The organism is Streptomyces sp. NPDC000594, from assembly GCF_040299965.1.
Lineage (GTDB): Bacteria > Actinomycetota > Actinomycetes > Streptomycetales > Streptomycetaceae > Streptomyces.
The window spans coordinates 76,615-88,619 of the sequence record NZ_JBEPCY010000022.1 but is presented as its reverse complement, the minus strand read 5'-3'; the positions used below and the strand labels follow the sequence as shown (position 1 = coordinate 88,619).

Sequence of the window (12,005 nt, the reverse complement as noted above, 5' to 3'; positions counted from 1 at the left end):
CCGATCACCCCGTGATGGCTGTCCGCCCCGCCTCCCACCGGGGCGGGGCGACGGGGCGGACGCCCGCACGGGCTCAGGGAGCCCCTTCCTCCCCGGTCGGATGGAAGAGGAAGATGAACGGGTTCTCCATGCCGCACTCCATCTGGCGCAGCCGCGCCCACTTCCGGTCGGCCTCCGGAGCGCCGAGGCAGAGATCGGGCCCGCGGTCCTGGATGTCCACCCGCAGATGCTCGGCCCGCAGCCGGTATCCCTTCTCCGAGAAGGGCGGTTTCTCCGGATCCCCGCCGAGGAGCACTTCCTCCATACGGAACAGCTCCGCCCGGCCCAGCCGGTGGCCGCCGCAGCGCGCGACGGTGATGTCCGCGGCGGCGGTCCCGGCGTCGGCCACCCCCAGGCAGCGGTCGGGCCCGCCCCCCGGCGAAGGGAGGACGAACCGGTAGGTGCCGGCGGGAGTGACGCGCAGCGTGACCTCGGTCTGGCCCTTGCGGCACGCCGTCATGTAGGCGACACCGATCACCCTCTCCGGAGCCTCCGCGCCCTCCGCCAGGCAGTGGTCGCTCGCCGTGCTCATCAGATAGGTCCCGCGGGGCAGCGGCGGCGACAGGGACGGGCCGGCGGCCGCCGGTTCCCGCGATCCCGCCCCGGCCTCCTGCGACTGGTCCGCCCAGAGCACCGCGGCGATCACCGCGAGCGCGCTGAGGGGGACGACGACACTCCCCCGGCTCCCCCGCCACCAGGAGAACAGCCGGTCGAGCAGCCGCCGGCGGCCCGTCCCGGCCATGGGTCTCTCCTCCGGGGCGGGTGGCGCCGGGCCCGCGCGGCCCCCGGAAACCGACTCCCCGGTCCCCCTCGCCGGGTTCCTCGGGTAGCAGACGGTGCCATGGCAGCCGTCACCGCACTCCCCTCCGTGCCACCGGTCCCGGGCGCCTTCCCCGCCCCGGGTGCCCTCCCAGCGCTCGGCGATCCGCCGTCGGGCGGTGAGCCACTCCTCGGCCGCCTCGTCGCATCCGCCGCAGCCCTTCACCACGGCGAGGACCACGGCCTCGCTCGGGAGTTTGTCCCGGGTCAGGGCGTTGGCCAGGGTGCTCCGGCCGACGAACCGCCCCTCGGCCGCGGCCTTCTGTTCCAGTTGGCGATAGGTCAGCCCGGTGACGGTCTTCATCGTGCGCAGCGCGGCGACGAACGCCCCCGCGCCGCCGTCCAGCGGTGGTCGTAACAGAAAATCCTCCATGTCTCTTTCCCCCGTTCTGTGAGACGCAAGCAAGCTAGCCCAGGTGGTACTCCCCGGCCAGGACCCACGTCACCTTCCCGGCCATACTGCGGGACGGACCGTACGGCAACCGGTTGTTCCCGTACGGCGGGTCGCCGGGGTCATCACCACGGGATGGCCACGCAATCCCCCCATACGGAAGCCGACCGCCCGTACTGCCCACGCCTGGGCGGCACGGGCGGTGACGCCGACGGCGGTACGGCGGGACCACAGGAAACCATTCCGTGTCGCCCCGCACCCGAGCACATTCTTTTCGGCCCCCGCCCGCTCGGCCCAACGAAAGCGCACGTCCGCCGGTGCCCGATCACCGGCTCCGGTACGGAGCGGCCGCCCGGTAGCGGGCGACCGCGTCGGCGTTGCCGCAGCGGGCGGAGCAGTAGCGGCGGCGGCCGCCCCGGGAGCTGTCCACGAAGACCCGTCCGCAGCGGGACCGGTCGCAGCCGCCGAGACGGGTGCCGCCGGTCCACGCGGTAAGCACGGCGAGCCCGCCCGCCGTCACCGCCCGGACCCGCGCCACCACGTCCTCCTCGTCGGCGACCAGATGGAGATGGGGCCGCAGACCGTCGTGGGTCGTCAGATGGATCCGCCCGGCGGCGTCGTCCAGCAGGGCGTTGAGCACGGCGCACCGCTCGTCGGCCGAGGCCGCGGTGAAGACCGGGCGGAGTCTGCGGGCCCAGGCGCGCAGCGCGGCGGCGGCCCGGTCGTCGAGGGCGGGGCGGCGGATGGTGTGCGCGCGCAGCAGCCGTTCCAGTTCGGCGCCGTCCGGGTCGTCACCTGCGTTGACCAGGTCCGCGGCCAGTTCGGGCCCGGTCCGGTTGTCATGGTTGAAGTGCACTGACCCATTACCGCATGCTCGCCCGATGATCGTCACCCTCGAAGCCGTCGTCCCCGTCGCCCTGCTGATCGTCCTCGGCTGGTGGCTGCGGCGGGACGACCGGCTGGGCGGCCGGGCCTTCTGGGATCCGCTGGAGCGGGTCACCTATGGGGTGCTCTCCCCCGCGCTCTTCCTCTCCTCCATCGCCCGCGCCGATCTGGGCGGGGCGGACCCGCTGCCGATGGTGGGCGCGCTCGCCGGGTCGACGCTGGCCGTCACCGGGGTGCTGCTGGCACTGCGGCGGGTGCTCGGCCTGGACGGCCCCGGGTTCACCTCGGTGGTCCAGGGGAGCATCCGGCTGAACACCTATGTCGGGGTCATCGTCGCGGCCGGTCTCCACGGTACGGAGGGGGTCGCGCTGTTCGCCCTGGCGTCGGCGGTGCTGGTGCCGCTGGTCAATGTGGTCTGTGTGGCGGTACTGGCCCGGCACGGGGAGGGCGGCGGCGGGCTCGGCACCCTGCCCCGGCAGCTGGCCACCAACCCGCTGATCCTGGGGTGCGCCGGCGGGCTGGCGCTCAATCTCTCCGGACTGCCGCTGCCCGCGCCGCTGTTGGGGACGGCGGAGATCCTCGGGGAGGCGGCGCTGGCCTGCGGCATGCTCTGTGTGGGGGCCGCGCTCGCCTTCCGCCGGGCGCCGGGGGCGGGCCGGGCGCTGGCACTCGCCACCCTGCTCAAGCTGGTGGCGCTGCCGCTGCTGGCGGCGGGGCTGTGCCGGCTGTGGGGGCTGGACGGCCCGGCGGCGACCGCCGTGGTACTGATCCAGGGGCTCCCCACCGCGGCGTCCGCCTATGTCCTGGCCCGCAGGATGGGCGGGGACGCACCGCTGATGTCGGTCATCACCGCAGGGCAGACGGTGCTCGCGCTGATCACCCTGCCACTGGCGCTCCAGGCGGTCTGAGCGGGGGCGCCGCCGTCACCGCCGCCCGCCGAACCGTCGCGCCGACCACCGACCACCGACCACCGAACCGTCGCGCGGAGCACGGCGGCATTGTGGGGCGCGGGCCCGGCTCGTACAATCCGTACTGCCCGCCCGGGGCGCCCGGGCACGAGGAACCCCTGCCGCGGGAACGCGGGAAGCCTACACTCCGACCTGGCCGAAAATCGCCGGTGCGCCCGGGGGTGTGGAGTCGCCGTCCGGCCCGGTCCCCCGACGGCCGTCCGCAGGGAGCCTCAGTGAGCGCGGGAGCGGGTCGGTCCAGATCCGTTCGACCCGGGCGAGACAGTGCTCGCGATCACCGGCGGTTCCCTCGCGCCGCCAGCCGGGGGGCAGTTCCCGCCCGGCGACATGGAGGGCGTACTGCTCCTCGTCGTTGACGACGACCTCGTACCGCCGGGACACTGCCTCCCTCGGCCCCTCCGCACGGGAGACCGGAGCGGGGGCGACCGCCGGCGGGTCGGCGGGCGGCGGGTCGGCGCGCCGGACGGGCTCCTCCGGCCGCCCGGTCAGCCGGGCGCGGTCCACCTTGCCGGTCGGGGTCAGCGGGACCTCGCGCAGCACGGTGAAGGCGGTCGGGACCAGACCGACGGGCAGCCGGGCGAGGGCATGGCGGCGCAGCACGGCCGCGTCCGGCGGGGTGGTGCCCCGGTACTGGACATAGGCGGTGAGCACCGGGTCCGCCGGGTCGCCCGCCACGACGGCCCAGGCCGCCTCGACCGCCTCATGGGTGGTCAGGGCGTACTCGATCTCCCCCGGTTCGATCCGCAGCCCGCGCAGCTTGACCTGGTCGTCCAGCCGGCCCAGACACTCCAGCCGGCCGTCGGTGGTCCAGCGGGCCCGGTCGCCGGTGCGGTAGAGACGCGCACCGGGCTCACCGGAGAGGACATCGGGGACGAACCGCTCGGCCGTCAGACCCGGACGGCCCCGGTAGCCGGTGCTGACCCCGTCACCGCCGACGACCAGCTCCCCCGGACACCCCGGGGGCAGTGGTTCCAGGGCGTCGTCCACCACATACACCCGGGCGCCGGGGACCGGCCCGCCGAGCGGTACCGGGCGGGCCTGCCCCGGCCCGGAGTCGGGGACGGGGGCGGTGCCCGCGGTGGCCAGTACGGTGATCTCGGTGGGCCCGTAGAGATTGCGCACCCGGTCCACCCCGGCCGCGTACAACCGCGCGACCAGCGCCGCCGGGGGTGCCTCGCCACCGAGGCAGACCAGCAGCGGACCGGGCGGCAGCTCCTGCTCCCGCAGCAGGTCCTGGAGGAGGCTGGGGACCGCGCACACCCGGGTGGGTGCCCGGTCCGGGGGCAGTTCGGCGAGGTCGTGCAGGGTGTCGAGGAGTTCCAGGGTCCCGCCGGAGAGCAGCGTGGGCAGGATCTCCACCAGCGACATGTCGAAGCAGACGGAGGCGGTGGCCGGGGTGCGGGCGAGTGCTTCGGGCGGGGTGTCGCGGAGGGCCCAGCGGACGAAGTGGTCGAGGTTGCGATGGCTGACCACACACCCCTTGGGGCGCCCGGTGCTGCCGGAGGTGTAGAGGGTGTACGCGGCGGAGCCGGGGTGGGCGGGCGGGCGCGGGAAGACGGCGCCGGGAGGGGCTTCGGCGGGGAACTCCGCGTCGATGGTCTCCCAGGGGCCGTCGGGGAGGCCCGCCGCGCCGACGGTGTCGACCAGCACCCGGCGGGCCCCGGAGTCCCGGAGGGTGAAGGCGGTGCGCTCGGCCGGATAGGCGGGGTCGAGGGGGAGATAGGACCGGCCGGAGAGCAGGATGCCGAGCAGGGCGGCGATCAGCATGGGGGTACGGGCCATGCAGAGGCCGATGGGCTCGTTCTCGGGGACGCCCCGCTCGTCCAGCAGGGCGGAGATCCCGGCCGCCGCGGCGAACAGCTCGGCGTGGTCGAGCGGTTCGGTGTCGTACCAGCGGAGCGCCACCGCGTCCGCCCGCTCGCGCAGGACCGCCTCGGCGAGTCGGGCGAGCGGGACGGCGGGGGCCACCGGGGCGCCCGTGCCCGCGCGGAGCAGCGCGGCCCGGCGCTCGCCGTCGAGCAGGCGCAGCGCGCCGAGGGGGTGCCCGGGGCGGTGCACGGCGTCGGCGAGCAGGGTGAGCTGGGTGTGCGCCATCTCCTCGATGAACGGGGCGTCGTAACGGGCGGTGTCATAGGTCCAGCACAGGACGGGCGGGCCGGACGGGGGTGCGAGGAGGGCGGTGACGGTGAGTGCGCCGGAGCGGACGGCGTCGGGGAGGGCCGCGCCGCTCGGCGCGGGCACGGGTGCCGGGGCGCGGCCGATGGCGAAGACGGTGGCCGGAGGCGGGGCGTCCCGCTGCTCCGGTGCGGCCGGCGCCGTCCCCGCCGCCATGGCCGGTGCCGTCGCCGCCGCCGTGCGGACGGCCTCGTGGGCGCGGCGCACCAGTGCGGTGAAGTCCGGATCGCCGTCGGTACGACAGCGCAGCGGAAGGGGTCCGGACCCCTCCCCGGGGAGCGCGGGCCCGGGGCCGTACCCGATGGCCGGCTCCGGCTCCCCGGTACAGCGGGTGAGCAGGGCCAGGAACCCGGCGAGCAGCACGACGGCCGGGGTGGTGCCCTGACGGCGGGCCAGCCTCTGCACGGCGTCGGCCGTGGCGGGCGGCAGCGGGGAGAGATACGAGGCCCAGCCGGCGGAACCACTGCCTCCGGGCACCGTCGTGGGCAGGGCGGTGGTCGCGGCGGTCCGCTCCGTACGCGTCGGCAAGGTCCTACCCCCACATGTGTGCCGTCGATGGTGTCGCCCGGACGCGAACGGTGGCGTGCGGTCCCCCGTCCCGATGCGGGGTCGGGTCGGCCGGGGATGTCCGTGGGCGTCCTGGGATCTGTGTATCCCACCTCCCGGCGGGGGAGAAGCCGGGCCTTGCCGGAAACCGGCCCTGGCCGCCCGTGCCGGCCACCCTGGACCGAGCAGGGGCCGGGCGGCTGTCCCGGTCACCGGAGTGGGCACAAGCGGAACGGCCCATGAGACGGGTGTACGGGCAAGGGTGCACCCTGCGGCGGCATTCGGGCGGCGGTACGGGATGAAGCGGAGGCCCTGGGCAGGGTCTGCGGCCGGGTGCCGTACGGGCGGTAGCACAGGGGACCGCCCCCATGGGTGCCGACCGGGTCGCGCCGGGGGCCGGGGGATGGCCGGACCGGGCGCCTCCGGTTCATGGGTGCCGGGCCACCGCCGGGCCGTGGCCCTGGTCATCCCGGGGACAGGTGGGATCATCCCAGGAGTTACGGGGGTGGCGGCGCGGGCGGCGGAACCGACCCCGGCCGGCCCGCCGGCGGGCCCCGGGCACCGTCGCCGCCCCACCGTCACACCACCCGCTCCACGCCCCACCTGTCCCGTGAGTCAAAAGGCCGAAAGTCGATCGGCGCACCACGCGGTGATGTCCCGCGCACTCCGCCGACCACCGCCGCCGACCACCGCCGGGGCCGGGAGACCCGGGCAGCCCGGGGCTCTCCTATGACCGGACATATCACGTGATGATCGACTCCGCTCGGCAGGGCTCCCCTGGTCAGCCGGGGGTACGGGGGAAACAGAGGTCCGTCCCCCTTCCATCGGCCACCGGGCCGCGAGGACCCTGACCTCCACGAACCCGGCCCGTGCCGCCCGAGGAGTGAGTCATCCCATGAGTGATATCCCCGCCCCCCTCTCGCTGTCCGCGACGGCCGGCACATCCGGGTCCCCACTGGCGGCCCCCGGCTGGTCCGTGGACGACCGCTGCACCGACTGCGATGTCGCCCGGCAGCTCGCCCCGGATCTGATCGGCCGGGTCGGCCGCACCTCGAAGGTGCTGCGCCAGCCACGCGACGCCGCCGAGGAGCGCCGGATGCAGCTGGCCGCCTTCGCCTGCCACACCCGCTCGGTGCGCCCCGCCGCCGGCCTGCTGGACCCGGCGGCCGACCCCTATCCGGCCGCGCTCGACGACACGGTCCTGCTGTGCGGACACAACTCACCCCGGACGGCGGGGGCCAACTCCTATCTTCTGCGGCGGCCGGGCGGCGGGCTGATGATGATCGACACCCCCCGGTGGAGCGAGTCACTGGCGGCACGGTACGAGCGGCTGGGCCCGGTCACCGATGTACTGCTCACCCATCAGGACCATGCCGCACACGGCCGGACCTGGGCCGACCGGCTGAAGGCCCGGCTCTGGATCCATGAGGGCGACATCGAGGCCGCCCCCGACGCCGACCGGGTGCTGCGCGGCACCGAACCGGTGGAGGTGGGCCCGGGGGTGGTCGCCCATCCGCTGCCGGGGCACACCAAGGGGAGCGTGCTCTATGTCGCCGACGAGCGGTACTGCTTCAGCGGGGACAGCTTCTACTGGGCGCGCGCCACGGACGATCTGGAGATCGCGGAGAGTGTCGTCTGGTACTCGGTGGAGGAGCTGGCCGCCTCCCTGGACCGTACGGTGGAACGGCTGCGCTGCGCATGGGTGCTGCCGGGTCACGGCGGCAGCAAGAAACTGACGTTCCATCAGATGCGGGAACGGCTGCTGGCACTCGCCGAGCGCACCCGGAAACTGCGGCCCCGGCCGGTGGACTTCGCCGCGATCCGCTGGTGAGCCCCGGGCGGGCCGTCCGCGGCGGGCCGGATCCGGGCCGCCGCGGACGGGGCGCGACTCACTTCTCGGCGGGTGCGGGCCACTGGATCCGGGTGGCGCAGAGCGACACCAGCACGGCGGAGGCGGCGACCGCTCCCATGCCCCACACCAGACTGGTCCCCCCGGCGATGAAGCCGATGAGCGCGGGACCGGCGAGCAGCCCCGTGGTGCCCATCGCGGCCACCAGGGCGAGCGCGTCCGGGCCCTGCCTGGCCGCGGCGACATAGACACAGGGGGTCACCGCCGCCACGCCGAGACCGACACAGGCGAAGCCGAGCAGGGCCGGGACCACTCCCCCGACCAGCAGACCGAGCCCGAGGCCGAGACCGGCGAGGGCGCTGCCGAGGACGACGATCCGGCCGTCGCCCCAGCGGGTGCGCCAGTTGTCGGAGAAGATCCGGGCGAGGACCATCATCACCGAGACCACGGCGATGCCCAGGGGGGCCAGTTGCTCCGACGCCCCGGCGGCATCCTCCAGATAGAGGGCGGACCAGTCGTTCATGGAGCCCTCGGTGACGGTGCCGAAGACCATGGCGAGGCCCATCCAGATCGTCACCCGGGAGGGCAGGTTCAGCTTCCGGCGGGGCTTCGCCCCCTCCTGCTCCGTCCCCTCCCGCTCCGCCGCCGATTCCTCCGCGGCGGTGTCCTCCTTCGCCTCGGCGGTCCCGGGAGCGGTGTCCTCGGCGAGCAGCCCGGGTCGGGCAGCGACGATGAGCAGGAGCAGCAGGGCGGTGGCGATCCAGAAGTGTGCCGCCAGGGAGGAGGTGAAGGTGTTCACCCCGGAGGCGAACAGCGCGGCGAGGAAGGAGCCCGCGCTGAAGGTCGCGTGCAGTTTGCCCATGGCGGTACGGGCGAAGGCGGCCTCCAGGGCGGCGCCCTGGGCGTTCATGGCCACATTGAGGCAGCCCACGGCGACCCCGTCGAGGCAGATGACGGCCAGGGCGACGGGGTAGTTGGGGGCGGCGGCGAGCACCGGCAGCAGGGCGGCGAGGACCACCGCGGAGACGGTGGCGAGCTGCCGTGAGCCCAGGCGCCGCATCAGCACGGGGACCAGCGGGAAGGAGGCCGCCGCGCCCGCGCCGCAGGCCATCAGCAGCAGACCGATCTCGGTCTCGCTCAGACCGAGGCCGGACTTGAGCGCGGGCAGCCGGGCGGCCCAGGTGGCGTACTGGAACCCGAGGAAGAGGAAGAGCCCGCCGATCGCCAGCTGGGCGCGGCGGAAGTCCGCGGGGACCTGGAGCGTGGTCATGGGCGTGCTCCCGGTGCGGCGGTGGGGAGGTCAGGGCCGAGGGAACGGGACATGTAGACGGCGCGGCTGCCGTACCCCTGGGGCAGGGGGGTGTCCGGGTGGGGCCGGTAGCCTTGCGCGGCCCAGAAGGGCCGGCTGCCCTCGACGGCTATCAAGGAAATCCTTTCGAACCGCCGTGACCGGGCCGTGGCGGTGAGACGGCTCAGCAGATGGCGGCTGAGGCCGCCGCCCTGGAGATCACGGGCGATGACGAGATCGTGCAGATGGAGATTGGTCGAAGGGAAAACGGAGTCCTCCGCTCGGGACAGATCCGGGTACCGGAAGGGGGGATAGGGCAGGGCGAGCACATAGCCCGCGAGGCGCCGCCGGTGCTCCAGTACGAAGCAGGTGGCGGGCGAGGCGGCGGCCCTGGACTCCAGGGCCGCCCTGCTCTCCGACAGCGCGCAATCGGCGTACGCGCCGGCTTCGAGTGCCACGATGCCGTCCCAGTCGTCCGCGGTGATGGAGCGTACGCGGAAGTCGTGGTCCACTATCCGCGTCCCTCCCGCAGCGGTTCCCTTCCGGCCCAGGCATGGGGAAGGGGGCTGAATCCGTTGAACCCCCGGGTGGTGTAACTGGTGCTGTACGCACCGCAGGAGAGGATCCAGACGGGGTCCCCAGAGGCCACCCCCCGGGGCACCGGGACGAAGCCCCCCTCGGCCGCGTAGGCGTCGTCACTGTCGCAGGTGGGTCCGGCGATCATGGCGGGAACCTGCTCGGCGTCCGGGTGCGAGGGGAAGACCAGACGGTAGCGGAGTGCGTCCATCTCGTACAGCCCGTTGAACTTGCCGCAGCTGAGGTAGAGCCAGTACTCGGGGGCGCCGCCGGAGCGGCTCCGGGAGGAGAGCCGGGCCACATGGGCGCGGATGGCCCCGTGGTCGGCGACCAGATGGCGGCCGGGTTCGATGAGGAAGTCCAGCGGGGCCCGTGAGGACTCCCGCAGCCGTTCCATGCCCTCCCGGATCACCGCGAAGATCTTGTCCAGCGGGGGGTCCAGCCGATCGCCCCGGCGGTCGAGATAGCCGAGGGCGGGCAGCCCGCCGCCGAGGTTGACATGGTCCAGCTCGATGCCCCGCCGGCCGAGGTCGGCCACGACCTCCGCCAGGGTGTCGAGGCTGTCCCGCCACGCGTCGGCGGTCATCTGCTGGGAGCCGACGTGGATGGAGAGTCCCGAGGGGGTGAGCCCCAGCTCCCGGGCCCGCATCAGTACCCGCACCGCGTCCTCGGGCGAGCAGCCGAACTTCCGGGTCAGCCCCCACAGGGCCCCGTCCCCGCTGGTGGTGAGGCGGCAGAAGACCCGGGCGCCGGGGGCGTGGGCCGCGATGGCGGTGACGTCCTCGACGCTGTCGGTGGCGAAGTCGCGGATGCCCAGGCGGTGGGCCTCGGCGATGTCCCGGTCGGACTTGACGGTGTTGCCGTAGTGGACCGCGCCGGGCGGGGCCCCGGCGGCGAGCGCCTGGACGATCTCCCCGGGGCTCGCGGCGTCGAAGCCCGCACCGCACCGGGCCAGCAGGGCCATGACCTCATCGACAGGGCAGGCCTTGAGGGCGAACCGGACGGCGACCCCGGGAAGTTCATGGATCAGGGTGGTGTAGCGCTCCTCGATGCCCGCGAGGTCGAAGACGATCCGGTCCCCGGTGGCGGCGGTCAGCGCGGCGCGCAGCTCGGTGGTCAGCACGGCGGTATTCCCTCCCCGCCGGCGGCCCGGGGGACGGCCGTGGCCCGGCTCGCCCCGACCAGCGGCCCCCAGGCCTCGATCAGCAGGGCGAAGTCCTCGATATCGGCCTGGGCCTCGTCCAGCAGCCGGGGTCCGCGCGCCGCCAGCAGATCGGCGCAGGCCGTGTAGGGGTCGCCGAGCCGGCGGTAGGCCTGTTCCAAGACCTCCAGCCGGGTGATGTTCTCGGCACGGTCGAGCAGGCTGCTCTCCCGGACGAGCCGGGCGACCTCGTCGGCCCGGATCCGGTGGTCGGCGTCGAGGAGCGCGGTCCCGGCGTCGGCCATCCGGTCGTAGACCTCGTGGAAGTAGAGCATCGACAGCAGGAACTTCGCATAGCGCAGCTGGTAGGCGAGGAGCCCTTCCGGTGTTCTGCGCTCGGGGGTGTAGTAGTTGACGATATGGCGGTTGTGGAGGACGCCGGGGAGGGTGGCGTCGTGGACCGCGTGGATGAGGAAGTAGTCGCTGCCGATGGTGTCGACGGCGGGCGGCAGCGGCAGTGCCTCGTACACCCCCTGGTGGAAGCTGATGTTGCACATGTCGACGCGCATCGGGTCGACCTGGGTGAGCAGGGTGTCGTCCCCGGTGAAGGGGGTGTGGCCGGCTCCCCGGAAGGACTCGTCGACGAGGGCGTCGCGGCGTTCGCCGGACCAGGAGGCGGGGGCCCACAGTCCGATGATGTCGCGGTGGACCTCCTGGTCGCGTCGCTCGATGCCGCCGAGGTCGACGGAGGGTTCGCCGATGAAGGAGGCGGCCACCATCGAGACGGGTTTGGCCAGGTCGGCCTGGACGAGGACGGTCCGGTCGGCTCCGGCGGCGGCGTCGGCGGCCGGCTTTCCGAGGAAGGCCAGCTCCTGCCGGAGCGGGTGGACGGGCCGCCCGTCGTGGAACTGGTAGCGGCTGTCGGAGTCCCTGCGGTGGACGGAGGAGCAGCCGAGGGCCGCGGCGAACAGGAAGGCGCGGTTGGTGCAGGCGCCGTAGGAGACCGCCCGCGGGAGCATGAGGTCGAGCAGATGGTCGGGTTTGGTGGCCCCGGAGCGGTGGATCGCCTCCTGGAGGAAGGCGCGCTGGCGCGGCTCGTCCAGATGGTGGGTGACCACGCCGGGGACGGCGGGCAGTTCGCGGACGGCCCGTGCGTGGGCGGCGGCGGTCCGTTCGTCGGAGGAGTCGAGGATCAGCAGGTGCACCTCGACACCGAAGTGGACGGCCGCGTCGGCCGCCTCCTCGGCCAGGGCCGCGATGGTGGTCGCGCATTCACGGTTGGTGGGCAGGGCCAGGCAGATCTTCTGCATGCGGGTCTCTCGTCGTAC

The 12,005-nt window shown here is 74.1% G+C and carries 9 protein-coding genes; 2 read left to right on the top strand and 7 right to left on the bottom strand.

The window, feature by feature from the left end; genetic code table 11:
- Positions 1-73: 73 nt before the first annotated feature.
- Both ABT354_RS25955 and ABT354_RS25950 read right to left on the bottom strand, forming a co-directional pair.
- Complete coding sequence (locus tag ABT354_RS25955; RefSeq protein WP_351497936.1) at positions 74-1,231, bottom strand: XRE family transcriptional regulator; 1,158 nt, start codon at positions 1,229-1,231, stop codon at positions 74-76.
- Positions 1,232-1,574: 343 nt separating this feature from the next.
- Positions 1,575-2,105: a CGNR zinc finger domain-containing protein gene (locus ABT354_RS25950; protein ID WP_351497934.1), complete on the bottom strand. Its 531-nt coding sequence runs from the start codon at positions 2,103-2,105 to the stop codon at positions 1,575-1,577.
- Positions 2,106-2,130: 25 nt separating this feature from the next.
- On the opposite strand from ABT354_RS25950, the gene ABT354_RS25945 reads away from it, so the two are divergent.
- On the top strand, positions 2,131-3,042 hold the full coding sequence (locus ABT354_RS25945) for an AEC family transporter (protein ID WP_351497932.1): 912 nt from the start codon (positions 2,131-2,133) through the stop codon (positions 3,040-3,042).
- Positions 3,043-3,222: 180 nt separating this feature from the next.
- Here ABT354_RS25945 and ABT354_RS25940 read toward each other — a convergent pair whose 3' ends face one another.
- The gene (locus ABT354_RS25940) at positions 3,223-5,805 is read right to left on the bottom strand and encodes an amino acid adenylation domain-containing protein (protein ID WP_351497930.1); all 2,583 of its coding nucleotides are present in this window, start codon (positions 5,803-5,805) and stop codon (positions 3,223-3,225) included.
- A gap of 913 nt (positions 5,806-6,718) precedes the next feature.
- Between ABT354_RS25940 and ABT354_RS25935 the strand changes: the two genes are divergently transcribed.
- Entirely contained in the window at positions 6,719-7,654 is a 936-nt protein-coding gene (locus tag ABT354_RS25935; protein WP_351497928.1) for an MBL fold metallo-hydrolase, read from the top strand.
- 58 nt (positions 7,655-7,712) lie between these two features.
- Here the strand turns inward: ABT354_RS25935 and ABT354_RS25930 are convergent, their stop codons facing one another.
- The 4 genes from ABT354_RS25930 to ABT354_RS25915 are packed head-to-tail and all read right to left on the bottom strand — an operon-like array spanning position 7,713 to position 11,987.
- A complete protein-coding gene (locus ABT354_RS25930) occupies positions 7,713-8,942 on the bottom strand; it encodes an MFS transporter (RefSeq protein WP_351497926.1) in 1,230 nt (409 codons plus the stop codon).
- Complete coding sequence (locus ABT354_RS25925) at positions 8,939-9,472, bottom strand: GNAT family N-acetyltransferase (protein WP_351497924.1); 534 nt, start codon at positions 9,470-9,472, stop codon at positions 8,939-8,941. Before ABT354_RS25925 ends, ABT354_RS25930 begins: the two co-directional genes overlap by 4 nt.
- Positions 9,472-10,659, bottom strand: a complete 1,188-nt coding sequence (locus ABT354_RS25920) for a type III PLP-dependent enzyme (RefSeq protein ID WP_351497922.1) — start codon at positions 10,657-10,659, stop codon at positions 9,472-9,474. The genes ABT354_RS25925 and ABT354_RS25920 overlap by 1 nt, the downstream gene beginning before the upstream one ends.
- Positions 10,653-11,987 (bottom strand): DUF6271 family protein, encoded by a 1,335-nt coding sequence (locus ABT354_RS25915; RefSeq protein WP_351497920.1) that lies wholly within the window; start codon positions 11,985-11,987, stop codon positions 10,653-10,655. The genes ABT354_RS25920 and ABT354_RS25915 overlap by 7 nt, the downstream gene beginning before the upstream one ends.
- Between the last annotated feature and the right edge of the window lie 18 nt (positions 11,988-12,005).